Annotated in this window: 22 protein-coding genes and 4 tRNA genes; 5 read left to right on the top strand and 21 right to left on the bottom strand. The window is 53.1% G+C overall.

Annotated features, from left to right (window positions below; genetic code table 11):
- Nucleotides 1-50 precede the first annotated feature (50 nt).
- From yigB to lptM, 5 genes are read right to left on the bottom strand one after another with little or no spacing between them, the layout of a single operon-like run.
- Nucleotides 51-767 carry a 5-amino-6-(5-phospho-D-ribitylamino)uracil phosphatase YigB gene (gene yigB, locus EHN13_RS22525; protein ID WP_124022116.1) on the bottom strand — a complete coding sequence of 239 codons (717 nt, stop codon included), beginning with the start codon at nt 765-767 and terminating at the stop codon, nt 51-53.
- Nucleotides 767-1,669: a tyrosine recombinase XerC gene (gene xerC, locus EHN13_RS22530; RefSeq protein ID WP_048214078.1), complete on the bottom strand. Its 903-nt coding sequence runs from the start codon at nt 1,667-1,669 to the stop codon at nt 767-769. Before xerC ends, yigB begins: the two co-directional genes overlap by 1 nt.
- Nucleotides 1,666-2,373, bottom strand: coding sequence for a DUF484 domain-containing protein (locus tag EHN13_RS22535; protein ID WP_061066917.1), 708 nt, complete (start codon nt 2,371-2,373; stop codon nt 1,666-1,668). Before EHN13_RS22535 ends, xerC begins: the two co-directional genes overlap by 4 nt.
- On the bottom strand, nt 2,370-3,194 hold the full coding sequence (gene dapF, locus EHN13_RS22540) for a diaminopimelate epimerase (RefSeq protein ID WP_005133314.1): 825 nt from the start codon (nt 3,192-3,194) through the stop codon (nt 2,370-2,372). The genes EHN13_RS22535 and dapF overlap by 4 nt, the downstream gene beginning before the upstream one ends.
- Before the next feature lie 36 nt (nt 3,195-3,230).
- A complete protein-coding gene (gene lptM, locus EHN13_RS22545; protein ID WP_005133315.1) occupies nt 3,231-3,434 on the bottom strand; it encodes an LPS translocon maturation chaperone LptM in 204 nt (67 codons plus the stop codon).
- Between the two features lie 137 nt (nt 3,435-3,571).
- Between lptM and cyaY the strand changes: the two genes are divergently transcribed.
- Nucleotides 3,572-3,892 carry an iron donor protein CyaY gene (gene cyaY, locus EHN13_RS22550; RefSeq protein WP_003828967.1) on the top strand — a complete coding sequence of 107 codons (321 nt, stop codon included), beginning with the start codon at nt 3,572-3,574 and terminating at the stop codon, nt 3,890-3,892.
- A 46-nt stretch (nt 3,893-3,938) separates the two neighbouring features.
- Here the strand turns inward: cyaY and cyaA are convergent, their stop codons facing one another.
- Nucleotides 3,939-6,485 (bottom strand): class I adenylate cyclase, encoded by a 2,547-nt coding sequence (gene cyaA, locus EHN13_RS22555; protein ID WP_048214075.1) that lies wholly within the window; start codon nt 6,483-6,485, stop codon nt 3,939-3,941.
- 389 nt (nt 6,486-6,874) lie between these two features.
- Between cyaA and hemC the strand changes: the two genes are divergently transcribed.
- From hemC to hemY, 4 genes are read left to right on the top strand one after another with little or no spacing between them, the layout of a single operon-like run.
- On the top strand, nt 6,875-7,816 hold the full coding sequence (gene hemC, locus EHN13_RS22560; RefSeq protein WP_137345892.1) for a hydroxymethylbilane synthase: 942 nt from the start codon (nt 6,875-6,877) through the stop codon (nt 7,814-7,816).
- On the top strand, nt 7,813-8,553 hold the full coding sequence (hemD, locus tag EHN13_RS22565; RefSeq protein WP_124022117.1) for a uroporphyrinogen-III synthase: 741 nt from the start codon (nt 7,813-7,815) through the stop codon (nt 8,551-8,553). Before hemC ends, hemD begins: the two co-directional genes overlap by 4 nt.
- A 21-nt stretch (nt 8,554-8,574) precedes the next feature.
- On the top strand, nt 8,575-9,756 hold the full coding sequence (hemX, locus tag EHN13_RS22570) for a uroporphyrinogen-III C-methyltransferase (protein ID WP_048214073.1): 1,182 nt from the start codon (nt 8,575-8,577) through the stop codon (nt 9,754-9,756).
- A 2-nt stretch (nt 9,757-9,758) separates the two neighbouring features.
- Nucleotides 9,759-10,958 (top strand): protoheme IX biogenesis protein HemY, encoded by a 1,200-nt coding sequence (gene hemY, locus EHN13_RS22575; protein WP_101743061.1) that lies wholly within the window; start codon nt 9,759-9,761, stop codon nt 10,956-10,958.
- 455 nt (nt 10,959-11,413) lie between these two features.
- On the opposite strand, the gene EHN13_RS22580 is transcribed toward hemY, so the two are convergent.
- The 15 genes from EHN13_RS22580 to wecB all read right to left on the bottom strand — a co-directional run bounded on the left by EHN13_RS22580 (nt 11,414) and on the right by wecB (nt 24,194).
- Nucleotides 11,414-11,490 (bottom strand) — tRNA-Pro (locus EHN13_RS22580).
- A gap of 41 nt (nt 11,491-11,531) precedes the next feature.
- Nucleotides 11,532-11,617 (bottom strand) — tRNA-Leu (locus EHN13_RS22585).
- A gap of 20 nt (nt 11,618-11,637) precedes the next feature.
- Nucleotides 11,638-11,713, bottom strand: a tRNA-His gene (locus EHN13_RS22590).
- Between the two features lie 56 nt (nt 11,714-11,769).
- Nucleotides 11,770-11,846, bottom strand: a tRNA-Arg gene (locus EHN13_RS22595).
- A gap of 102 nt (nt 11,847-11,948) precedes the next feature.
- The gene (thrP, locus tag EHN13_RS22600) at nt 11,949-13,334 is read right to left on the bottom strand and encodes a bifunctional threonine/serine APC transporter ThrP (RefSeq protein ID WP_048214071.1); all 1,386 of its coding nucleotides are present in this window, start codon (nt 13,332-13,334) and stop codon (nt 11,949-11,951) included.
- Between the two features lie 278 nt (nt 13,335-13,612).
- Entirely contained in the window at nt 13,613-14,353 is a 741-nt protein-coding gene (wecG, locus tag EHN13_RS22605) for a lipopolysaccharide N-acetylmannosaminouronosyltransferase (RefSeq protein ID WP_005133328.1), read from the bottom strand.
- On the bottom strand, nt 14,353-15,708 hold the full coding sequence (wzyE, locus tag EHN13_RS22610) for an ECA oligosaccharide polymerase (RefSeq protein ID WP_048214069.1): 1,356 nt from the start codon (nt 15,706-15,708) through the stop codon (nt 14,353-14,355). The genes wecG and wzyE overlap by 1 nt, the downstream gene beginning before the upstream one ends.
- Nucleotides 15,705-16,784 (bottom strand): TDP-N-acetylfucosamine:lipid II N-acetylfucosaminyltransferase, encoded by a 1,080-nt coding sequence (locus EHN13_RS22615; RefSeq protein ID WP_048214068.1) that lies wholly within the window; start codon nt 16,782-16,784, stop codon nt 15,705-15,707. The genes wzyE and EHN13_RS22615 overlap by 4 nt, the downstream gene beginning before the upstream one ends.
- On the bottom strand, nt 16,781-18,031 hold the full coding sequence (gene wzxE / locus EHN13_RS22620; RefSeq protein WP_115601244.1) for a lipid III flippase WzxE: 1,251 nt from the start codon (nt 18,029-18,031) through the stop codon (nt 16,781-16,783). Before wzxE ends, EHN13_RS22615 begins: the two co-directional genes overlap by 4 nt.
- Nucleotide 18,032: 1 nt before the next feature.
- Nucleotides 18,033-19,163, bottom strand: a complete 1,131-nt coding sequence (gene rffA / locus EHN13_RS22625) for a dTDP-4-amino-4,6-dideoxygalactose transaminase (RefSeq protein ID WP_048214066.1) — start codon at nt 19,161-19,163, stop codon at nt 18,033-18,035.
- A 4-nt stretch (nt 19,164-19,167) separates the two neighbouring features.
- On the bottom strand, nt 19,168-19,845 hold the full coding sequence (gene rffC, locus EHN13_RS22630) for a dTDP-4-amino-4,6-dideoxy-D-galactose acyltransferase (RefSeq protein WP_124022127.1): 678 nt from the start codon (nt 19,843-19,845) through the stop codon (nt 19,168-19,170).
- Complete coding sequence (rfbA, locus tag EHN13_RS22635; RefSeq protein ID WP_048214064.1) at nt 19,823-20,704, bottom strand: glucose-1-phosphate thymidylyltransferase RfbA; 882 nt, start codon at nt 20,702-20,704, stop codon at nt 19,823-19,825. Before rfbA ends, rffC begins: the two co-directional genes overlap by 23 nt.
- Before the next feature lie 33 nt (nt 20,705-20,737).
- Nucleotides 20,738-21,805 carry a dTDP-glucose 4,6-dehydratase gene (rffG, locus tag EHN13_RS22640; protein ID WP_124022119.1) on the bottom strand — a complete coding sequence of 356 codons (1,068 nt, stop codon included), beginning with the start codon at nt 21,803-21,805 and terminating at the stop codon, nt 20,738-20,740.
- Nucleotides 21,805-23,067 (bottom strand): UDP-N-acetyl-D-mannosamine dehydrogenase, encoded by a 1,263-nt coding sequence (wecC, locus tag EHN13_RS22645; RefSeq protein ID WP_116361244.1) that lies wholly within the window; start codon nt 23,065-23,067, stop codon nt 21,805-21,807. Before wecC ends, rffG begins: the two co-directional genes overlap by 1 nt.
- The gene (wecB, locus tag EHN13_RS22650) at nt 23,064-24,194 is read right to left on the bottom strand and encodes a non-hydrolyzing UDP-N-acetylglucosamine 2-epimerase (protein ID WP_048214061.1); all 1,131 of its coding nucleotides are present in this window, start codon (nt 24,192-24,194) and stop codon (nt 23,064-23,066) included. The genes wecC and wecB overlap by 4 nt, the downstream gene beginning before the upstream one ends.
- Nucleotides 24,195-24,223: the final 29 nt, after the last annotated feature.

The following is a 24,223-nucleotide window of genomic DNA, read 5'->3' on the forward strand; positions in this document are numbered from 1 at the left end:
AAAAAAGAGTCCCAGAAATACACTGGGAATTTATACAGAGTTGCTGATGATTATATCAGCGAGGTCAGAGATGCCAACTGTGAAATTTCGATATGCGGCAGCAAACGACTGTCTGCGGTGTGCATCAGGTCGGCATTTTCCGGTTTGATCCAGCAGGCCTGCATACCACAACGGATGGCGCCCGCGACGTCTGTCGTCAGGTCATCACCCACATGCAGGATCTCACCCACAGGCATGTTCAGTTTTTTCGCCGCCAGCGCGTACATGTCGCTGAACGGTTTTGATCGTCCGTCGGGACCGGCGCGCAGCACAAACTCAAAGTAATCACCCAGGCCAAACAGTTCCGGCTGCGCGTTACCGTTGGTAATCGCCACCAGCGGCCATTTGCGGGCCAGCGCTTTCAGCGTGTCATGCGTCGTCTGCGGGACTTCAATGCGGCTACGCCATTTGGCAAAATTCATCATCGCCGCATTCGCCCCCATTCTGGCTTCTGCCGCTGACAAACCCGCTTCCAGCATAGCGCGCTCTACGGCACGGTGACGCCATTGGGTAACATCGTGGTAGATTTCCGGCTCGGCGTCGCGAACGGCCTGACGCAAGCGCTGGAGGTCGCTATTTTGCAGCGAATTCAACGCCGGATGGTAATTCTGTACAAACGCGAGCGCTTCCTGCTCGGTGCGTGTGATAACGGGACGGTTATCGTAAAGGGTGTCATCAAGGTCAAAGGTGAGCGCAGAAATGCGCCCCAAAGGCCGGTAAAAACGCATTATTTCCCCCGTTTGGCGCGCGGATGCGCCGCATCGTACACTGAAGCCAGGTGTTGAAAATCAAGATGGGTATAGATTTGGGTTGTGGAGAGATTGGCATGACCCAATAACTCCTGCACTCCGCGCAGATCGCCGCTCGACTCCAGCATATGCGTCGCAAAGGAGTGGCGTAGTTTGTGGGGATGTACGTGGCTGTTCAGCCCCTGCTTGATACCCCATTCAGCAAAGCGTTTCTGCACGTTCCGCGCAGAGATGCGTTTGCCCAGTTTTGACAGAAATAGCGCATCGTCATCGCTGCCAAATAGCCCGCGCAGATCCAGCCAGTGCTCAATCCACGCCACCGCATTGCGGCCAATCGGCAGGCGGCGCTCTTTACTGCCCTTGCCCATCACCCACACTTCGCCGGTGTCGAGATCGAGATGTTTAATATCCAGCCCAACCAGTTCAGATAAACGCAGCCCGGCACCGTACATCACTTCCAGCATCGCACGGTCGCGCACGGCGAGGGGATCGTTGAGATCGATATCCAGCAGGCGATTAACGTCGTCGACGTCGATATTTTTGGGTAAATGGCGCGGCGCTTTGGGTGCGGAAACGCTTTTTGCCGGATTGGCGTTCAGCTCGCCCTGACTGACCATCCAGTCGAAGAAACTGCGCAGCGCAGACAGGCGCAAAGCCAGGCTCGCCGGTCCCAACCCTTTACGGCGACTGCGCACGGCAAAACTACGAACCATGAGCGCATCACACTGCTGCCAGCTTTGCAGACCGGTTTCACCGGCTAACGCGATGATGGCATCAAGCTGACGCTGATAATTAAGCAATGTGATCGGGCTAAGCTGGCGCTCAACGCCCAGATAGCGCAAAAAGCGCGCCACATCCTGAGAAAGGGGTGAATCGGTCATACGCGTTCAATCCAGCGCTCCAGCAGCTCCGGCAACATCAGCGAGATTTCCTGCAGCAATTGCGTGCCTTGCCCCTGCTGGTAATGATTAACATCACGACTGCTGAACAGCATCACGCCAAGGGATCCATCCTGCCCGAGCATCGACATCGCGACTGAGCCTATGGCTTTCGCCTCCGGCATCATCACCAGCAATTCCGGGCCATTAAGCGGCCCAAGATAGTGCTGCGACTGACCCAGACGCTGGATACGCAACGGTTCAAAAGCCTGACGGCTTAATGCCAGATGGGTGAATTTTGATGGCGCGCCAAGTCGCCAGCGATCCGGGAACAGACGAACCGTCGCTCCCGCCAGCCCTAACTCACGCGCCCAGCGATGAAGTCGCATCAGCATGTCGTCGAGACTGTTCGCGGACACCAGTCGTCCTTGCAGATTTAACAGTCGATAGAACAGGCTTTCGTTGGCATTCGCTTGTTCCATCAACAGCGCCATGTTCTCTTCCAGCACGTTGATATGATTGCGTGCCCGAGCCATATGCCATTCAACTAAAGAGACCGTGCCCCGCACCGGGTGCGGGACGCGCATCGCTTCAACCGCTTGAGCATTACGGATAAAAAACTCAGGATTACGTTGCAGATAATCGACGACCGCCCGGTCGTCCAGTTCCATGAGCGTTTCCTGTAGTTCTTCCCCTGGTTGCTTCATAAGTGAATAAATCCGTCGTAGACATGTGCCGCCGGGCCAGTCATATATAACGGATGACCCGGACCTTTCCAGGCGATATCAAGTCGACCGCCCGGTAATTCCACCCTCACTTCATCTGCCAGCAGACCCTGCTGAATACCAACCGCAACAGCGGCGCACGCCCCGCTGCCGCAGGCCTGCGTTTCACCCGCCCCGCGCTCATAAACACGCAGTCGAATATGCTCACGCTTGACCACTTGCATGAAGCCGATATTGGCGCGTTCAGGGAAGCGCTCGTGACTTTCCAGAACCGGTCCCAATGTTTCTACCGTGGCCGTATCAACATCATCAACCTGAATCACGCAGTGCGGATTCCCCATTGAAACTACGCCGCACAATACTGTCTGCTCGGCCACTCGCATAATATAGGTCTTCTCTGCTTTATTGGCACGAAAAGGGACCTGCGAGGGTTCAAAGTTGGGTTCACCCATGTTGACCCGCACCAGCTCATCATCCGTTACGCTTAATACCATCCGGCCATTCGCAGTACTGACGCGAATATCGCGCTTATTGGTCAGCCCTTTCAGGCGAACAAAGCGGGCAAAACAGCGGGCGCCATTGCCACACTGTGACACTTCACTGCCGTCGGCATTAAAAATACGGTAGTGGAAATCCAGCTCCGGATCGTACGGAGGCTCAACCACCAGCAGTTGATCAAATCCAACGCCGAGATGTCTGTCGGCCAGGCGGCGGATCAGCTCGGGTGAGAAAAAGACATTCTGCGTTACCGCGTCGACGACCATAAAATCGTTGCCAAGGCCATGCATTTTAGAGAATTGCATTGTTTACTCCGTTCACGCGGGTACAGAAACTTACCGTCAGTAATTCACCTGAGAAGGTCCATCACTGATTCCACGATCGTTTTTATCTGGCGTCGTAGATTGTGCTGGTGACTGAATGCTCTTCGTCGGAGGCGGCGCGTTTTTGTCTGCTGGCGGGAAATAGAGAGGTCCCTTCAGACCACAGCCCGTCAGGCTGAACAGTGTAAAAAGTACAGCGAGTGCCTGAAACACGTTTTTCATTATGGATTGCCTGTAAGTTCATGCTTTCTGTTTTCTATCATCGCAGGAGAAGGCGTAAAAGCAAGAGTTTGGCTAAAAACTGCAACGTGATTTATTCCGCGTTATACTGCGACCATCACGAAAAACAGGATAAAAAAATGAACGACAGTGAATTTCATCGCCTTGCCGACACCCTGTGGATGACCATTGAAGAACGCCTGGACGACTGGGACGGCGACAGCGATATCGATTGTGAAATCAACGGCGGCGTGCTGACCATCAGCTTCGAAAACGGCAGTAAAATTATCATTAACCGTCAGGAGCCGCTGCACCAGGTGTGGCTGGCGACCAAACAGGGCGGCTACCACTTTGATCTGAAAGGCGACGAGTGGATCTGCGATCGCAGCGGCGAAACGTTCTGGGATCTGCTGGAACAGGCGGCAACGCAGCAGGCAGGTGAAGAGGTGAGCTTCCGCTAAGTGTGATTGCCGGATAAGGTGTTTACACCGGCATCCGGCATCATGTTCACGAAAAATACTGCTGCAACAGCGGCGTGTCGTTATCCTGACTGGTTTGCGGGACTGGACTAATCGGCTGGGTGCGGAACGGGATCACCTGCGCGCGCCCGTCAGTTTTCACAATCTGATAAAACTGCGGCAGGTTAAAGTTGATAAAACTGGAGCCGTAAGTGAAGCGATCGTGCGACGATGAATAGAAACGGCTGACGTCGCGTACCAGTTCCTCTTTGCTACCTTCACAGTGGTGATACACCTCGACCCGGTTACTCTCGTCCAGAATGTAGATGTTAAAGCCCTGCTCATCACCCGTTTCTTCGAAAAAGAACTGAATGATCCCTTCACTGGCAAATCCGTCCACCACCGACGGGAGTTTCACATGGTTGGTTTCAACCTGGACGGAAAGCCCGTGCAGTTTGTTATGTGAAATCGCGCCATAGAATTCAATCGCGTTTTCCAGCTTCTGTACCGAGACGTTCAGACGTTCGAAGAACAGTCCCCATGTCTGGCCGGAAACACGCAGTGCTTTAAAGCGTCCGGTTTCCTGGCGCGTACTGGACAGGCGTAATTCGATGCACTCAGACACCAGTTGCTGTACGCGAGTACGAATTAAACCGCGCAGATGCTGGCTATAGCAGAAGACCTCGACGCTATCCGGCGGCGCGGCATCCTGATGCATTTTGCCCAGAATCGTTTTTAACGCTTCAATCATCGCCTGCTCGCCGTTGAAGTGCAGGGTTCGCACTTCATTCCACGAGTTGCGATACAGCAGGTCTACGCTACCCACCAGACAATTTTGCTCTTCGCCAAAGCTGAAGACATCCAGCTTACGGAAATCAAAATGCACCACCTGATTGCGAAACGCCGCCGTCGGGTCATATTCGAGGTTAACGATAATCGCCAGATGACGAATTTCGCACGGGCTATAGAGCGCTTTCGGCGTCGGTGCCGGCAGACGCAGCGGGAAGTGGTGCGACACATCAGCGACCATCTCCTGCAGCTTCGGCAAGTCGACAATACCGTTACCCTTAATAAACAAATGCGTACGCGAGGTCAGCAGACCGTTAAACCACGCCCACGCTACCAGCTTATTGAGGTAGCGGTTATATTCCAGCGGCTGATGGCTGATGATCGAATCCATGTTAGGCGCGCGGTTGTAGAGATACCAACCCGAACGGTTAGCGCGACCTGGCGGCACGTGGATAAAGGTCAGATTGGGTTCTGAGAGATCCGGTGAGATCTGCGGGTTCACCAGCGTCACTTTGCCGGGCAAGGCTTCAAATGCGGCATACAGCTTACGGGTCAGCACGCCAATATCCTGCGGACTGGCGCTGACGCTAAGATTGTTACGGCGCGCAAAGCGGATCAAATTACGATAGCTCTGCATCATTGCGTCGAGCAGTTCGTTGTGCGCTTCGCGTACCTGGTCAATTTTCCAGTTAGCGCGATTATCCAGCATGGTCAGACGGGCTTCATCCCAACCCCACTCTGTCACTAACTGACTTAATACTTCACGACGCCAGCCCACGCAGGCGCGTTCACGGCTCAGTTTCTCACAGACTTTTAAGTAGAAACATCGACGCACTAAATCCAGACGCGTCGGGTCTTCGATCGCCGTGAGGTATTCGGTCACGCGCTCCAGCATCATGCAGTATGGGTCGAGACCAAAAGAGACAATCTCGCCGTCGTGCAGGCGCTGTTTAATGTCTTTCGCCAACAGGCGTGGATTGGGGTATTCCCAGGAATAGGCTTCCAGCAGCAGCGTTTTCAGCACCGCTTTGTACGGGGAGTCGATACTCTTGTACAGCTGCCAGAGGCTGGCGCCAAAATACTCTTCGGCAGAGAGCGAACTGAGCCCGCCGAGATCCAACCATTCGTTTGGCGTTAGCACCCCTTGTGCGTAGAGCGTCATGACGTAATCGTCGTAATGCTCTTCTTCGTCGCCCGGCACCATATTCCACAGAATACGTTTACCCGCGAGGCGCACAGCGGTGCGATAGAATTCATCAAGCAGCAGAATATGCTGCGTCGAGCCACAGTCTTCACCACCCAGACTGCCGCTTTCATTGTGACGGAAACGGTTTTCGTCAATCAGGAAGAAACTGACTTCCACGCCCAGCGACGCGGCCCAACTTTCCAGCAGGCTACATTTACGCTGCAGCAACTGGCGCTCTTCGCTATCCAGCCAGGATTGATGGCAGACCCAGATATCAAGGTCAGACGAACAGCTCTGCCCTACCGAAGAGGTACTGCCCATCGAGTAAACGCCGGTGATCGGCAGTTCGCCCTTTGGGGGATCCTGCGGCGACATACCGCGGTACAGTTCCAGCTCATTCAGGTAGTGGCGTTGGGTTTCATCAGGCGTGTAAAAGCATATGCCTTTGGGAACGTTACCATCGAGGTAACCCGGCATCAGTGGGTGGTGGTAGTGCAATAATGTCGGCAGCAGACTGTATACCTGCTGGAAGGCAGGTCCCATGGCAGCAAGCGCGCGATCCACACGCAGTTGATTTATGGCATCCAGTCTCTGTTTCAGAGTCTCAATATAGAGGTACAAGACGTATCGCCTGATGTTGCATCCGTCATGGTGTCGATAGCGGCGGCGCAAACGCTCACCACCCTCGTTATCAATCCGGATAAACCGTATGTCAAAAATAACCGTTACCTTTTTCACCTGCACTTTTATTAGTTACAGATGAAAAAATGGTCTAAAACGTGATCAATTTAACACCTTGCTCATTGACCGTAAAGAAAGATGCGCTACTTACAAGTGTAGCACCGTTCGTTACGTGTAAATTCCTTCATACGGTCGGGAGGTTTCTCGTCATTAATCACTGCCAGTGATGATGCAGCGCCTTTTCCTCTCACTTACGTTTGAGCGTAACGCTGACATCCCTTTGATAAGGATGTTAGGATGGTCAATGATTGATAATGACGGTAACAAGCATGTTAGACAATGTTTTGAGAATTGCCACACGCCAAAGCCCCCTTGCGCTCTGGCAGGCACATTATGTCAAAGACGCCTTAATGGCAAACCACCCCGGTCTGATCGTGGAACTGGTTCCCATGGTGACCCGTGGCGACGTGATTCTGGATACCCCACTGGCAAAAGTCGGGGGTAAAGGTTTGTTTGTTAAAGAGCTGGAAGTCGCACTACTGGAAAAACGCGCCGATATCGCCGTGCACTCCATGAAGGATGTGCCGGTTGAATTCCCTGACGGTCTTGGACTGGTCACCATTTGCGAGCGTGAAGATCCGCGTGATGCTTTTGTCTCCAATAAGTACAACACGCTGGATGAACTCCCGGCAGGTAGCATCGTTGGAACGTCCAGCTTACGTCGCCAGTGCCAGTTGGCGAAGCGTCGTCCGGACCTCATCATCCGTTCGCTGCGCGGCAACGTAGGCACTCGCCTGAGCAAACTGGATAACGGCGACTACGACGCGATTATTCTGGCGGTCGCCGGATTAAAACGCTTAGGACTGGAGTCGCGAATCCGTACTGCTCTGCCGCCAGAAGTCTCCCTGCCTGCGGTCGGACAAGGCGCAGTTGGCATAGAATGTCGACTGGATGACATGCGCACTCAGGCGCTGTTAGCGCCGCTCAACCATGAAGAAACTGCGCTACGCGTCAAAGCCGAACGTGCCATGAACACCCGCCTGGAAGGGGGATGTCAGGTGCCCATCGGCAGTTATGCCGAACTCATCAACGGTGAGATTTGGCTACGAGCGCTGGTTGGCGCGCCTGACGGTTCGCAGATGGTATGCGGAGAACGTCGCGGCGCCGCGCAGGATGCGGAAAAAATGGGTATATCTCTGGCAGAAGAACTGCTGGAGAACGGTGCGCGCGCCATTCTGGCTGAAGTTTATAACGGAGATGCCCCCGCATGAGTATTCTGGTCACCCGCCCGTCTCCCACTGGGGAAGAGTTAGTGAGCCGTCTGCGCACACTGGGGCAGGTGGCCTGGAGCTTTCCGCTTATTGAGTTCGCGCCGGGCCGGGAACTGCCAACGCTTGCCCCCCGTCTTTCGGCGCTCACCGAAAACGATCTGGTCTTCGCACTCTCGCAGCACGCCGTCACCTTTGCCGATGCCGAGCTTCAGCGGCAAGGGGTAAGTTGGTCCACTCTCCCGCACTATTTTGCCATCGGCCGTACAACGGCGCTGGCGTTACACACCGTGAGCGGATGCAATATTCACTACCCTCTGGATCGGGAAATCAGCGAAGTCTTGCTACAATTACCTGAATTACAAAATATTGCGGGAAAACGCGCACTGATATTACGCGGCAACGGTGGCCGCGAGCTAATAGGTGAAACCCTGACAGCACGCGGAGCTGATGTCGATTTTTGTGAATGTTATCAACGCAGTGCAAAACATTACGATGGCGCAGAGGAAGCGATTCGCTGGCAATCTCGCGGCGTGACCACGCTGGTTGTCACCAGCGGAGAGATGCTACAACAGCTCTGGTCGCTCATTCCGCAATGGTATCGTGAGCACTGGTTACTACGCTGTCGGCTGCTGGTCGTCAGTGAGCGTCTGGCGCACCTCGCCCGGGAACTGGGCTGGCAAGATATTAAGGTCGCTGATAACGCTGACAACGATGCGCTGCTACGCGCATTACAATAACTCTCATAATGGGATGCCATAATGACGGAACAAGAAAAAACCTCCGCCGTGGTTGAAGAGACCAGGGAGGCCGTGGAAACCACATCACAGCCAGTCAATACTGAAAAAAAGAGTAAGAACAGCACGGCGCTGATTCTGAGCGCGGTGGCGATTGCTATTGCGCTGGCGGCAGGTGTGGGGCTGTATGGCTGGGGAAAACAGCAGGCCACTACGCAGACAGCAACCAGTGATGCGCTGGCAAACCAGCTCATGGCGCTGCAAAAAGCGCAAGAAACCCAAAAGACCGAGCTGGAAGGCATTATTAAGCAGCAGGCAACACAGCTGGATGAAGCCAATCGCCAGCAGACTGCGCTGGCCAAACAGCTTGATGAGGTTCAGCAAAAAATCGCCACTATCTCCGGAAGCGATGCCAAAACCTGGCTACTGGCGCAGGCCGATTTTCTGGTGAAACTGGCGGGGCGTAAATTATGGAGCGATCAGGACGTTACCACCGCCGCAGCGTTGCTGAAAAGCGCCGACGCCAGCCTGGCTGACATGAATGACCCCAGTTTAATTGCCGCTCGTCGCGCGATTACCGACGATATCGCCAGCCTCTCTGCGGTAACTCAGGTCGACTATGATGGCATTATCCTCAAGGTAAACCAGCTCGCTAACCAAATTGATAACCTGCGTCTGGCTGATAACGATACCGATGATTCACCGATGGATTCTGACAGCAGCGAGCTTTCCAGTTCCATTAGCGAATGGCGCGTCAATCTGCAAAAAAGCTGGCAGAACTTTATGGACAGTTTTATCACCATTCGCCGTCGTGATGAAACCGCCGTCCCGCTACTGGCGCCAAACCAGGATGTTTACTTACGTGAGAACATCCGTTCACGCCTGCTAGTGGCGGCGCAAGCCGTACCTCGCCATCAGGAAGAAACATACCGCCAGGCGCTGGAAAATGTCTCCACGTGGGTTCGCGCCTATTACGACACTGACGATGCGGCGACAAAAGCGTTCCTTGAAGAGGTCGATCAACTGAGCCAGCAAAGCATCAGCATGGACGTACCGGAAACGCTTCAGAGCCAGGTTATTCTTGAGAAGCTAATGCAGACTCGCGTGCGTAATTTGCTGGCCCAGCCATCCACATCACCGGCTGAAGCCGCACCTGCACCAGTACCTCAGGCAGATGCTCCGGCAGCCGCGCCGCAGGGAGAATAATGATGCTAAAAGTATTGTTGCTCTTTGTGCTGTTGATCGCCGGGATCGTCGTCGGTCCGATGATAGCCGGTCATCAGGGCTACGTGCTGATCCAGACGGATAACTACAACATCGAAACCAGCGTGACGGGTCTGGTGATCATTCTGATCGTCGCGATGGTCATTCTTTTTGCGATTGAGTGGCTGCTGCGCCGTATATTCCGTACTGGTGCGCATACCCGCGGCTGGTTCGTGGGGCGTAAACGCCGTCGTGCGCGTAAACAGACCGAGCAGGCGCTGCTTAAACTGGCAGAAGGCGACTATCAGCAGGTTGAAAAGCTGATGTCAAAAAATGCCGATCACGCAGAACAGCCGGTGGTGAATTACCTGTTGGCGGCAGAAGCGGCTCAGCAGCGTGGTGATGAAGCTCGCGCTAATCAACACCTTGAACGCGCAGCCGAACTCGCCGGAAATGATACGATCCCAGTCGAAATAGCCCGTGTTCGTTTGCAGCTGGCGCGTAATGAAAACCATGCCGCACGCCACAGCGTAGACAAACTGCTGGAAGTGACGCCACGTCATCCGGAAGTCTTGCGCCTGGCTGAACAGGCTTATATTCGCACCGGCGCATGGAGTTCTTTGCTGGATATCATTCCATCAATGGCGAAAGCGCATGTGGGTGATGACGAGCACCGTGCGATGCTGGAACAGCAGGCATGGGTGGGTCTGATGGATCAGGTTCGCGCCGATCAGGGCAGCGAGGGATTACGCGCATGGTGGAAAAACCAGAGCCGTAAGACTCGTCATCAGGTTGCCCTGCAGGTGGCGATGGCAGAACATCTGATTGAGTGTGACGATCACGATACGGCACAGCAAATCATCATCGATGGTCTGAAACGTCAGTATGACGACCGCCTGGTGCTGCCGATCCCACGTCTGAAAACCAACAACCCGGAACAGATAGAAAAAGTACTGCGCCAGCAAATTAAAGTGGTGGGCGACCGCCCACTGCTGTGGAGTACGCTTGGTCAGTCATTGATGAAGCACGGTGAATGGCAGGAAGCTACGCTCGCCTTCCGTGCCGCGCTTAAACAACGCCCGGATGCATACGACTACGCCTGGCTTGCCGACGCACTGGACAGGCTGCATCAGCCGGAAGAAGCCGCCACCCTGCGTCGTGATGGCTTGATGTTGACACTGCAGAACAACAATCCCCCGCAGTAACTCCTGAATGCCCGGTGACGCTTTCGCTTACCGGGCTTACATATTTTTCAATCGTATACGCAAAATCATTCGAGAAGCAGCTCGAAGGATTTTGTTTATGCATAAAAAAACGCCCGCTCGGTAAGGAGCAGGCGTTAAACAGGTCTGTATGACAACATAAATGGGTGCTTCACTCAACGTTATGTCCATGGTGTTTGATGAAGCTAAAGCGACATCTGTCAGTGGACGATAAGCACCGTAAACGGCTCTGCATCATTCCTGAGTTTATGAGGCCTGATGGCGAACATAAGAGATGGAATGAGCATCTACACGCATATTATTACACAGCGTATGCGGTGATTGCACTGTAAAAACCAGGGATTGCGGCTTTTTAGGACTTCATGACATTTGGGGGAGAAGAGGTACAAAAGCGAAGAACAGAAAACAAAAAACCCCGCCGAAGCGGGGTTCAAAATTGGTCGGCGAGAGAGGATTCGAACCTCCGACCCACTGGTCCCAAACCAGTTGCGCTACCAAGCTGCGCTACTCGCCGTTTTACTGCTTTTTGAATTTTTAGTTCAATTCTTTAAGTCGTGGTGCGAGGGGGGGGACTCGAACCCCCACATCCTAAGGACACTAACACCTGAAGCTAGCGCGTCTACCAATTCCGCCACCTTCGCATTTCACAACTTTAAATTAATGGGGTGGCTAATGGGATTCGAACCCACGACAACTGGAATCACAATCCAGGGCTCTACCAACTGAGCTATAGCCACCACTGCAAATCTTTTACGCGGTATTAAAACCACCGCAGCTCCGGCACCTTACTAAATGGTGCGCCCGACAGGATTCGAACCTGAGACCTCTGCCTCCGGAGGGCAGCGCTCTATCCAGCTGAGCTACGGGCGCTTAGCGCCGTTGCGGGGCTGGATATTACGGAGGTCTCGGTCTGCTGTCTAGTGCTTTTTTAAAATAAATTATCGTTTGGTCACGCTTTGTGCGTTTTGTCGCTTATTCCTGCAATTTTTGGGCTGTGCCATGACGATTCAGGCCAAAAACCTTATAAATGAGCGTCACCGCCAGTAAGAAGCCGATGCCAACAAACAGCGACATTCGGGTATCTTCATTAAAGTACATGCCGATTAATACGCAAATCAGGAACGCCATCGTCAAATAATTCGCCCACGGGAACAAAATCGAGCGGAAAGGATGACTGGCGATCGCCGCCTTATGGGCCTGACGGAAACGCAGCTGGCTTATCAGGATCACAAACCATGGCACCATCCCCGGCAGTACGCTGGCGCTATAAACATAAACGAATACACGCTGCGGGTTGGGAATGATGTAGTTCAGGCACGAACCAATCAGCAGGATGGCGATAGAAATGGCCACGCCGGCAACCGGTACGCCATGACGCGAAACTTTTCCAACAGCGGCGGGTAGTTGGCGATTCTTTGCCAGCGCATAGAGCATACGGCCACAGCTGTACATCCCGCTGTTACAGCCAGATAGCGCCGCCGTCAGGACCACAAAGTTGATAATCCCAGCGGCTGCTGTAATACCAATCCTGGCAAAAGTGAGAACGAACGGGCTGCCGTTACTGCCAATCTCATTCCACGGGAAAATAGTGACGATAACAAAAATCGCCCCCACGTAGAAAATCAGGATACGCCACAGCACTTTACCTACCGCGCTACGCAGCGTGACCTGTGGGTTCTTCGCTTCACCAGCCGTGATGCCGATCAGCTCCACGCCCTGATAGGAAGCAACAACAATACACAATGCTGTCAGGAACCCTTTCCAGCCCCCCGCGAAGAAACCGCCATGCTCGGTCAAATTGCCAAAGCCGATCGCCTGACCACCGTTACCAAAGCCGAAGAAAATAACCCCTACGCCAATGACAATCATCACAATGATGGTGGTCACTTTGATCATGGCAAACCAGAATTCGATTTCACCATACAAGCGAACTGCTGCCAGGTTTGCTAACGCAACCAGTCCAACAGCAATCAGTGCGGGTATCCATTGCGCCATTTCCGGGAACCAGAACTGCACGTAGACCCCAATGGCGGTAATCTCCGAGATCCCCACCGCCATCCACATAAACCAGTATGACCATGCGGTAAGATAGCCAAAGAAGGGGCTCATGTAGCGGTGAGCGTAAACGGCGAATGAGCCGGTGACCGGCTCCAGGAACAACATCTCCCCCATGGAACGCATGATGAAGAAGACGAACAACCCAGCGACGATATACGCCAGAAGAACCGACGGTCCCGCCCATTTCAGGGTACTGGCAGCCCCCATAAACAGTCCGACGCCAATGGTGCCCCCAAGGGCAATTAATTCGATGTGACGAGCCTCCAGCCCACGCTGTAGCTCAGGTTTGTTCTCGGCCATAGATCCTCTTGTTGTGTTTGCATCGTTTCCGGTATTACCGGTTATCGTTATGGGTACATCGTTTTTTGCCATAACAGGCCATTCAGCACCGACCACTTTACGGTTGGCGCCAAAAACACCACGGCACTGCAATGATTGTTGCGAATGGTTTCTTAAAATCGCCTAAATGGCAATTAAAGCATTCAAAAAATGAATAGATTGTGCGAGAAAGCAGCGATTATGTTGTGAATAAGTAGCGCGTTTAGCATAACGCGCTACTGAACAACGCAGAGGTGATGTCAGAGATTGCCGGTATAGTGCCAGCGGAGATAACGTAATAAACGAAGTTGGCGGGTGATACGACTCGGTTGCAGCAGCAAGCGATACAGCCACTCCAATCCCAGGCTCTGCCAGAATTTGGGCGCGCGCTTTACGTGCCCGGTAAACACATCGTAGGTGCCGCCCACGCCCATATACAGCGCATGCGGATGGACCTGGCGACAGTCGCGCATAAAAATTTCTTGTTTCGGCGAACCCATCGCCACGGTAACAAGTTGTGCGCCGCTGGCATGAATACGCTCAAACAGCGCCTGACGCTGATCGGCGGTAAAATAGCCGTCCTGACTGCCAACAATATTGACGTGCCATTGTGCGCGCAGTTTTGCCTCTGTTTGCGTCAGGACATCAGGCTTACCGCCCACCAGGAATACGGGCGTTCCTTCCTTCCCGGCGCGAGCCATCAGCGCTTCCCAGAGATCGGCCCCCGCCACACGTGATACCTGCGCCTGCGGGAATTTTTTACACACGGAACGCACCACGCTGATCCCATCCGCATATTTAAACTCAGCGGCCTCGATCAACGTCCGAACCTCTGGGTTATCCTCCGCTGTCAGCATTTTTTCAGCGTTAATTGCTACCAGCGTCCCCTGCCTGAGACGTCCCTCGGCAAACAGGTAATTCAGCGCATGTTGCATATCGCGCCAGCCAATCAGTTCTAATCCGCGCAGTGAATACAGCGGCGCAGTTGTGTTATCTGTCATTACGATCCTTCAACCTGTGTCCGGGGCACCGACTTTATTCGTTTATGGATGAGTCCCGCACTATCAAACAGCCAGTACAACAATTTTGCCACCAACAGACAGACGCCGAAAATCACGAGGAAAAAAACCACTCGCGAGACAAACGAATCTAACCCTTCACGTGCCAAAACGATCATATTAAAAATGGCACCGAAACAGAAACTGTGCAAAATCGCCGACTTATAGCGATTAGTTTCCCGGTTGCCTAATTCATACAACCAGTCGAACCATTTAATAATTAGGCCGACGACAATCGCGCCTAACGGTATAAACAGCGCCCCGCCCATCACCACCAGCGAACCAATTAACGTCGGCGAAATCGCCAGCCCCGAGTGGTTATTCAACACTTCCCAGGTAAAGTAGTTCGCTGAGTTGAGAACAATGCCAGGTCGTCCCGGCCACAGCCAGGAAGGGATAAAGACGTAGAAGTCACGAACAATCGGTGCCAGTCCCTGAAACTCAATATTGTGGTAATTTTGCAGCAATAGCGCCAGATTCTCCCACGGCGAGAAGGTATCGCGCGTGAGGTACAGGAAAGTATAGAACGCCTCATCACCGCTGACGTTCATCCCGTAGCGCTTCAGCGCCAGCCAGAACATCCCGACAATACCCAGGACGCCCGCCGCGGCCAGCATCCACAGCGAAATCCAGCCGCGAATAATGCCGATAAACAGGAAAATGGCAAACGCGATAATAATATTGGCGCGGGTTCCGCCAACAATCATGTACGTCAGCAAACCAAATGCAACGGTACTCACCAGGAAGAACAACCACGCTTTGCTGTCCTGACGCAGGAAGTAGACCACCAGCATCGCCGGAATGAAGAAGTAGAAGAAGCGTTTCAGAGCCACCCCGGAGACTTCACTGGAGAAAATCTGGCTATAGGATTGCAACCTGAACAGCAGGAAACCGTTGTGCATAAAGAAAATGCCCACGCTCACCAGCGCAATCGCCATCAGGATAATCCAGGTCAAATGTGCTTCAACGCGATTGATGGTAAACAGCGGTTTGCGCGTTCTCTCCGGGCTCCGTTTCCGCAGGCGTGTTTTATAGGTCACATAGTACACTGCGTAGAAGCAGGCAGCGGACAGCAACGCCTGCAGCAAAATTTCCGGCGGGGCCACCGCCACATCAAAGCGAAATACCAGCACGCTGGTCAACGGAAAACCAAAGAAAAACGTCAATAAGAACAGCAATGAGAAGAAGACATTGAAGTTAAACCGCACGCGTCGGAATTCAAACCAGGTCAGCGTGGCGATAAACAAAGTCGAGAGCAGCCACACCACCAGCAGACCGCTGAATTGCATCAGACTCATACGGTTTCTCCTGAGGCAATGCGCAGCGCGTTATGCCACGGTTGCAGATAATTCGGGCTAAAGAAAGTAATTGCACTTTTATCAACCGATGCCAGTTGGCGCTGCGCCTCGCGTACGATACCTTCATTGAGTACATCTGTCGTAAACAGAACCGGGATGTTTTGCTCTGCCATATCCTGCCAGAATGGGTTTTCACGATTGAGCACGCACGGGATCCCCGCCTGAATCAGCAGACACAATGTACCAATCCCCTGCTGACGGGCAAAGATAAAGTAACCCAGATCGCACTGACGCAGTAGCGCCAGATAGGCATCAAACTCCAGCTTTTCACTGAGAATTTGCAGGTTATCGGCGCTAAATAACGCCAGACCCGCCTGGCGCACTTCTTCAATATAGCCTGCATTATTTGCCGGGTAACCCATTGGCACAATCACGTTAACCGTGTCGCCGAACTGCTGATGGACAGCACGCAGCGCGGCAATATGCTCATTACTGCGATCGCCAGAGTTTCCGACCAGGATCGTCATTTTCCCGCGTCGCTGGCGCTCATTGCTCATATTGTTCAGCGACGGATCCATACGGGTTGGGAAATAGAGCAATTCCCCGCGAACACGCGGATGCAGCTCAGCGAAATAGCTCAGATCGCCTCGCGTGGCAAAGACACAACCCACGCGGTTTTGTGCCATTCGGCGAATCGGGTAAAACAGACGGAATTTCAGCCCACTGGAGACTTCATACAGATCGGCACCCCAAATATGCCAGTAAAACTGCTCAGGCTTAATCCCCCCGCTCAGCAATGCCAGCCACAGACTAGTATTGAACTGCCCATGAAAGAAGAAACGCTGCTGGCGATCCGTCTTAGCTTTGGCGATAACGGCCTCTGCCAGCGCCTTTTTTCCACCGTAGAAACTCAGTGATAACGCCGGGTAGCTCTCGCTAAATCCCGTATCCTGACCGGCAACCATAAACACGCGTGCGTGCTCACTTGTTGCAGCCAACGCGTCGTTGAAGAACCGCAGCACGGTTTGGTTATGGTGAGGGATATCCGATCCCAGAACGTGAATCAGTACAGTCATACCCGCCTACGCCAGAGTAAAAACACGCCACAACAAAGAGAAAAATAGACGATGTACGTTGCCATATAGGCCTGTGCCGCGCCCAGAGCACCGTGCGCGGGGATCAACCAGTGGGCAAATGCCGTCAACAAAATGAACTGGCTAATTTCGGCCAGAATATAAAACCGCAGCGAGGCCTTCGCGATCACCAGATAGCCAAATACGTAGGCACCCACTTTCAGTACATCCCCCACCAGTTGCCAGGCAAACAAATCACGCATGGCGGTGAATTTAGCGGAGAAAAGCAGCCAGATAGCAAAATCACGTAACAGCCAGACGGTAAAACTCGCGGCGGCAACTGCCGGTAATACAAATTTCAGCGATTTGATAACTTCACGCGTGATGTCGCGCTTTTCAGTCAGGCGAGACAGTGTTGGCAGCAGATACACACTGAATGAAGCGGTAATAAATTGCAGGTACGCATCAGAGATACTGCTCACCCCCTGCCAAATCCCCACGTCATCCCAGCTGTATTGCGCCGCCAATAGGTTTCGCATCATCACATACGCCACGGGCAGCGTCACAGAGGTAATGAGCGCCATCAACGTAAACTTGCTAAGTTTCCCTGCCAGCCCGTTATCCCAGGAAGGTTTCAGGTATTGCACAGGGAGGGTTCCACGCTTGATCAGCATAAGCATGGCGGGCACCACCACCAGCGCTGGTACCAGCGCCAGCCCCAGCAAAGCACCTTCGTATCCGCCCAACCGATAGCAGCCGTAGTAGGCCACGACGCCGACCAGGCTGCCAATAATCAGCGATAGCGCATTACCTGCGGCATCGCGGAATCCTTTCATCAACGCCAGCAACAGGTTTGCCCAGGCAATCCCCATCTGTACCAGCGCAACCAGGCGTACCAGCCCCTGAAAATGCGTATGACCAAACAATCCCTGACTGATAGGCGCTGCTGCCAGCAAAAAAATCGCCGCCATCAGCGTAGAGAATCCCAACACCATTGCGGATGATGTCCCCACCACCTTACGCAACCGCGCCGGGTCATCATGGTGCTGCGCAACGTATTTCGTGACGCCGTTGAAAATCCCGGCGCCCGCCAACACGCCAAGCACGGTGACCATCTGACGGAAGTTTCCCGCCTGGCCCACACCCGCAGGGCCGAAAGAGACCGCCAGCAGTTTTACCACCAACAAACCCGCACCAATTTTTACCAGCGTACTGGTAGCCGTCCACAAGGACGCTTTAGCCAGCGACATATCAGGAGAAGTAGTTGAGTAAGGTCGTAATCACTGTGCGCTGGTTCACCAGCGACAGGTTATAAAACAGCGGCAGACGCAGCAGACGTTCACTCTCTTTGGTGGTGTAACGATCGACTCCGGAAAACACGCCAAATTTATCGCCAGCCGGACAATCATGCAGCGGGATATAATGGAATACCGCCATAATTTCGGCTTCTTTCAGGAAGTTAATCAACGCCGTGCGATCGTCAATATCACGCAGCTTGATATAAAACATATGGGCGTTCTGCGCACAACCTTCCGGGATGGCGGGTAAATCAATACGCCCGGCACGCGCCAGCGGTTCGAGGGCATCATAATAATTCTGCCACAGCACCAGGCGCTGATGATTAATACGCTCTGCCGCTTCCAGTTGCGCCCACAGATAGGCAGCCTGGAGATCGGACATCAAATAGCTGGAGCCAATATCACGCCAGGTATATTTATCAACCTGACCGCGGAAAAATTGACTGCGATTCGTCCCCTTTTCACGGATGATTTCTGCACGTTCAACTAATTTACGGTCGTTGATCAGCGTCGCCCCGCCTTCACCGCCTGCGGTATAGTTTTTGGTTTCATGGAAGCTAAAGCAGCCAATATGCCCAATGGTCCCCAGCGCACGGCCTTTGTAGGTCGACATTACGCCCTGAGCAGCATCTTCTACCACGAACAGGTTGTATTGTGACGCCAACGCCATAATGGTATCCATTTCACAGGCAACCCCGGCGTAGTGCACCGGCACAATAGCGCGGGTTTTCTCGGTGATCGCCGCTTCAATCAGCGTTTCATCAATGTTCATGGTATCCGGGCGGATATCGACAAAGACGATTTTTGCGCCACGCAGCACGAATGCGTTCGCGGTAGATACAAATGTGTAGCTGGGCATGATGACTTCATCGCCGGGCTGGATGTCCAGCAATAATGCCGCCATCTCCAGTGATGCGGTACAGGAAGGCGTCAGCAGCACTTTCTCACTGCCAAAATGCTGCTCCAGCCATTGCTGGCAACGGCGGGTAAAACCACCATCGCCACACAGCTTGCCGCTGCTCATCGCTGACTGCATGTATTCAAGCTCGGTTCCCACCACCGGCGGTGCGTTAAATGGAATCATTTTGTCACCTGTATAACCAGTACGCGGTGCTTTCCACATTTGCACCGCTCTGTATATAACGTTTAAGCGCGGCGGTGTTGCCCATCTGGGTCGCCACCCGCAATGTTGTTTTACCGCGAGCCTGTGCCCAGCAAAGCGCAGCCTGCATGAGTTCGGCACCCGCACCACGACCAGCCAGTAAGCCAATACGTGCATCAGTATCATTGACGTCACGTAGTGAGACATAACCGCGAATCCCACCTGTCTGTGTACGAAAAATGAGGCACTGATGATCGAACGTGCCCAGCACAGCGTTTTCTATCCACTGTGCATAAAAACGCGCACTGGCCTCCACGGGATACCACGGTACGCGGAAACGACTTTGGGCGAACGCCTCTCCTGCCAGTCGACGCAGCAGCGGAATATCCGCAGCTTGCGCCACCTGTGCACCGGGATTTTCACGGGCGCACGTTACCGGCAGAACAAAGTCCATCTCACCTTCGACCAGTGAAAAGCCCAACTGCTGTAAAGCATCTAATTCATACGTATTTGCAGCAGGAATTTTTGCCTGCACCCGTTCCCAGCGCTGTAAAACTTCTGCTGTCAGGATCGGTGCGTGCGGGTCAAACCGTACGATGGCGCTATTCACGCCAAAGAACGTATTTTCCCAATCCAGAGACTCAATACTGGCGCGGACGGGCACGGAGAAGCTCCAGCAAATATTGGCCGTAGCCTGTTTTAGCCAGAGAGCTGGCGGCACGTCTAACACCTTCATCATCCAGCCAGCCATTACGCCATGCGATCTCTTCCAGGCAGGCGATTTTAAAGCCCTGACGTTTCTCCACCGTCTGCACAAACGTGCTCGCTTCAATCAGACTGTCGTGCGTACCGGTATCCAGCCAGGCAAAGCCACGGCCAAGCAATTCAACGGTCAGATTGCCATCGTCAAGGTACATCTGGTTAATGGAGGTAATTTCCAGTTCCCCACGCTCAGAAGGTTTCACGCGCTTTGCGTATTCCACTACCTTACTGTCGTAGAAATAGAGTCCTGTCACCGCCCAGTTTGATTTTGGTTCTTTCGGCTTCTCTTCCAGCGAGACTGCGCGAAAATTGTCATCAAACTCAACCACACCGAAACGCTCAGGATCCATCACCTGATAGCCAAATACCGTCGCACCTTGTGTTCTGGCAGCGACGTGGCGTAGTTTTGGACTAAATCCCTGACCAAAGAAGATATTGTCCCCAAGCACCAGACATGATGGTTCGCCGTTAAGGAACGTTTCACCAATAATGAATGCCTGTGCTAAACCATCCGGGCTGGGCTGCTCTGCATAATGCAATTCAATACCGAACTCAGAGCCATCTCCCAGCAAACGCTGGAAATACCCTTTATCTTCCGGTGTGGTAATAATGAGGATCTCGCGAATTCCCGCCAGCATCAGTACCGATAGCGGGTAATAGATCATGGGCTTATCGTAAATAGGCAATAGCTGCTTCGATACGCCGCGCGTAATGGGGTACAGGCGAGTGCCTGAGCCACCTGCCAGAATGATACCTTTCATATGATCCCTCCTCCGGGCGCCAAAACCAGGTTGTTAGCCCTTCAGGCCCAAACGCTCACCCTGGTAGCTGCCATCCTGCACGGGTTTCCACCAGGCCTCATTTGCCAGATACCATTGCACGGTTTTACGCATGCCACTTTCAAACGTTTCCTGCGGCACCCAGCCAAGTTCACGCGCAATTTTCGACGCATCAATGGCATAGCGCAGATCATGGCCTGGGCGATCTTCAACATAAGTGATCAATTCACGATACCGCATAACACCTTTTGGTTTTTGCGGTGCCAGTTCTTCCAACAAGCTGCAAATCGTTTCGACCACGTCCAGGTTTTTACGCTCGTTATGACCACCAATATTATAGGTCTCGCCAACCGCGCCTGTAGTCGCGACGCAATAGAGCGCCCGGGCATGATCTTCCACATACAGCCAGTCACGAATCTGCTGTCCGTTGCCGTACACCGGCAGAGGTTTTCCCGCCAGTGCATTGAGAATCATCAGCGGGATCAGTTTTTCCGGGAAATGGTAGGGCCCATAATTGTTGGAGCAGTTAGTTATTAACGTTGGCAGCCCGTACGTACGTAGCCAGGCACGTACCAGATGATCGCTGCTGGCCTTTGACGCGGAATAAGGACTACTCGGTACATACGGCGTTGTTTCGGTAAAGAAATCATCCGTAGAATGCAGGTCGCCGTACACCTCGTCGGTTGATATATGGTGGAAACGAAACGCCTGCTTTTTATCATCGGCTAACACATTCCAGTATGCGCGAGCGGCTTCCAGCAACGTGTAGGTTCCGACAATATTGGTTTCAATAAATGCGGCGGGGCCATCGATAGAACGATCAACATGACTTTCTGCCGCCAGGTGCATCACGCAATCCGGCTGATACTGTTGAAACACGTTGTCGAGCGCCAGGCGATCGCAGATATCAACTTGTTCAAAGGCAAAACGGGCATTCTGTGCAACCGGCGCCAGCGACATCAGGTTTCCGGCATAGGTTAACTTATCAACCACTACCACGGCATCCCGAGTCTCATTAATGATGTGACGCACAACCGCTGAGCCAATAAATCCTGCACCACCGGTAACCAGAATTCGTTTCATTAGCGCCAGACTCCTTTAGTATCAACCACGTATTGCTGGTGAACCGCATCGCCTTTAATCGCTTTAAATTCATTATGGTCAACCAGCATCACCAGCACATCGGCGCTTGCCAGCGCATCGTCCAGTTTCGCCAGTTGGCACAGGCCATCCAGTTTTTTCGGCAACTGATGGATATTCGGTTCAACCACCAGCGTCTCGCCGCTGTGCCAGCGTGCGATACTTTGCGCCACCCCCATTGCCGGGCTTTCACGTAAATCATCAATATTCGGTTTGAACGCCAGACCAAAACAGGCAATTTTTACGTCGCTGGCACGTTTATTGGTCTCCGTCAGACAATCCGCTACAGCGGCTTTTACCCGATCGACAACCCAATGAGGCTTACTATCATTTACCTCGCGCGCGGTGCGGATCAATCTCGCCTGCTGCGGGTTCTGCGCCACAATAAACCACGGGTCGACCGCGATACAGTGCCCGCCAACACCAGGTCCAGGCTGCAAAATGTTAACCCGCGGGTGACGGTTCGCCAGACGGATCAGTTCCCAGACGTTAATCCCCTGATCGTCGCAAATCAGCGACAGTTCATTAGCAAAGGCGATATTGACATCGCGGAAGCTGTTTTCGGTCAACTTGCACATTTCTGCAGTGCGGGCGTTAGTCACCACACATTCACCTTCGAGGAAGATGTTGTACAGTTCGCTGGCGCGCATAGAACAAACGGGGGTCATTCCGCCAATCACACGGTCATTTTTAATCAGTTCAACCATTACCTGGCCTGGCAGCACGCGCTCCGGACAATAAGCAATGTTCACGTCAGCCTGTTCCCCCGCCTGCTGCGGGAAAGTCAGATCAGGGCGCATTTCTGCAAGCCATGCTGCCATCTGCTCCGTTGCCCCGACAGGTGACGTCGATTCAAGGATCACCAACGCCCCTTTTTTCAGCACCGGCGCAAGCGACTTCGCTGCGGCTTCAACATAGACCATATCGGGTTCATGCTCCCCCTTGAAGGGGGTCGGCACAGCAATCAGATAAGCGTCTGCTTCAACAGGTGTCGTAACCGCACGCAGAAAGCCATTTTCGACTGCTGTTTTCACCACAGCACCCAAATCAGGTTCAACGATGTGGATTTCACCGCGGTTAATGGTATCCACCGCATGTTGATTTACATCTACGCCAATAACATGTTTTTGACGGGAAGCAAAAGCGGCCGCCGTCGGCAGTCCGATATAACCCAGCCCAATGACAGAAATGGTCGTAAAACTCATAGCGATATCCGATTATTTTTTAACGCGTGTAAAATGCGGCCACACGCCTGCCCATCACCATACGGATTATGGGCGCGGCTCATGGTCTGATATTCATTTTCGTCATGCAGCAAGCGCGTGACTTCTGCCACAATACGCTGAGGGTCAGTCCCAACCAGACGTACTGTGCCTGCGGTAATGGCTTCTGGCCGCTCCGTTGTTTCTCGCATCACCAATACAGGTTTGCCCAGAGAAGGGGCTTCCTCCTGAATCCCGCCGGAATCGGTAAGGATAAGCCAGGCATGATTCATCAGCCAGACGAATGGCAGATAGTCCTGTGGCTCAATCAGAATCACGTTCTCAACATGACCCAAAATACGATTTACCGGCTCGCTAACGTTGGGGTTCAGGTGTACGGGATAGACAATCTGTACATTCTGATTAGCCGCGGCAATTTCCGCCAGTGCATGGCAGATTTGCTCAAAGCCGCGACCAAAGCTTTCCCGACGATGACCGGTTACCAGGATCATCTTCTTATCCGCATCCAGGAAAGGATAGCGCTCAGCCAGTTCAGCGCGCAGTGCTTCATTTCCGAGTACACGATCGCGAACCCAGATCAACGCATCAATAACCGTGTTCCCCGTGACAAAAATACGGTCATCCGGAATGGTTTCACGCAACAGGTTTTGGCGTGAATTTTCAGTTGGGGAAAAGTGATACATTGCCAGGCGCCCGGTCAGTGTACGGTTTGCCTCTTCCGGCCAGGGAGAATAGAGATCGCCAGTTCGCAACCCAGCCTCAACATGCCCCACCGGAATACGCTGATAAAACGCGGCCAGGCTGGTCGCAAGGGTTGTTGTTGTATCACCGTGGACTAGCACCACATCAGGTTTGAACTCAGCGAGGATTGGCTTTAATCCTTCCAGAATTCGACAGGTAATTTCTGTCAGTCCCTGACCTGGCTGCATAATATTGAGATCGTAGTCAGGTACGATGGAAAAGAGGTGCAATACCTGATCGAGCATCTCCCGATGCTGTGCAGTGACGCAAACTTTCGCGTCGAAATCAGGATCTTTAGCCAGCGCATGAACCAGAGGAGCCATCTTAATGGCCTCCGGTCGCGTACCAAATACAGTCAGTACTTTCACATCGATTCTCTTCGGATTGGCAGTGAGAG

Origin of the sequence: Citrobacter youngae (genome assembly GCF_003818115.1) — a bacterium.
GTDB classification, from domain to species: domain Bacteria; phylum Pseudomonadota; class Gammaproteobacteria; order Enterobacterales; family Enterobacteriaceae; genus Citrobacter; species Citrobacter youngae.

What these genes read in the sequence shown, in the direction of transcription:
- hemC (WP_137345892.1), top strand. Translation starts at nt 6,875, where the DNA reads ATGTTAGACAATGTTTTGAGAATTGCCACACGCCAAAGCCCCCTTGCG.
- hemD (WP_124022117.1), top strand. Translation starts at nt 7,813, where the DNA reads ATGAGTATTCTGGTCACCCGCCCGTCTCCCACTGGGGAAGAGTTAGTG.
- cyaY (WP_003828967.1), top strand. Translation starts at nt 3,572, where the DNA reads ATGAACGACAGTGAATTTCATCGCCTTGCCGACACCCTGTGGATGACC.
- wzyE (WP_048214069.1), bottom strand. Translation starts at nt 15,708, where the DNA reads ATGAGTCTGATGCAATTCAGCGGTCTGCTGGTGGTGTGGCTGCTCTCG.
- rffG (WP_124022119.1), bottom strand. Translation starts at nt 21,805, where the DNA reads ATGAAACGAATTCTGGTTACCGGTGGTGCAGGATTTATTGGCTCAGCG.
- hemX (WP_048214073.1), top strand. Translation starts at nt 8,575, where the DNA reads ATGACGGAACAAGAAAAAACCTCCGCCGTGGTTGAAGAGACCAGGGAG.
- rffA (WP_048214066.1), bottom strand. Translation starts at nt 19,163, where the DNA reads ATGATTCCATTTAACGCACCGCCGGTGGTGGGAACCGAGCTTGAATAC.
- EHN13_RS22535 (WP_061066917.1), bottom strand. Translation starts at nt 2,373, where the DNA reads ATGAAGCAACCAGGGGAAGAACTACAGGAAACGCTCATGGAACTGGAC.
- wecC (WP_116361244.1), bottom strand. Translation starts at nt 23,067, where the DNA reads ATGAGTTTTACGACCATTTCTGTCATTGGGCTGGGTTATATCGGACTG.
- xerC (WP_048214078.1), bottom strand. Translation starts at nt 1,669, where the DNA reads ATGACCGATTCACCCCTTTCTCAGGATGTGGCGCGCTTTTTGCGCTAT.
- lptM (WP_005133315.1), bottom strand. Translation starts at nt 3,434, where the DNA reads ATGAAAAACGTGTTTCAGGCACTCGCTGTACTTTTTACACTGTTCAGC.
- thrP (WP_048214071.1), bottom strand. Translation starts at nt 13,334, where the DNA reads ATGGCCGAGAACAAACCTGAGCTACAGCGTGGGCTGGAGGCTCGTCAC.
- rfbA (WP_048214064.1), bottom strand. Translation starts at nt 20,704, where the DNA reads ATGAAAGGTATCATTCTGGCAGGTGGCTCAGGCACTCGCCTGTACCCC.
- dapF (WP_005133314.1), bottom strand. Translation starts at nt 3,194, where the DNA reads ATGCAATTCTCTAAAATGCATGGCCTTGGCAACGATTTTATGGTCGTC.
- wecG (WP_005133328.1), bottom strand. Translation starts at nt 14,353, where the DNA reads ATGACAGATAACACAACTGCGCCGCTGTATTCACTGCGCGGATTAGAA.
- EHN13_RS22615 (WP_048214068.1), bottom strand. Translation starts at nt 16,784, where the DNA reads ATGACTGTACTGATTCACGTTCTGGGATCGGATATCCCTCACCATAAC.
- yigB (WP_124022116.1), bottom strand. Translation starts at nt 767, where the DNA reads ATGCGTTTTTACCGGCCTTTGGGGCGCATTTCTGCGCTCACCTTTGAC.
- hemY (WP_101743061.1), top strand. Translation starts at nt 9,759, where the DNA reads ATGCTAAAAGTATTGTTGCTCTTTGTGCTGTTGATCGCCGGGATCGTC.
- wzxE (WP_115601244.1), bottom strand. Translation starts at nt 18,031, where the DNA reads ATGTCGCTGGCTAAAGCGTCCTTGTGGACGGCTACCAGTACGCTGGTA.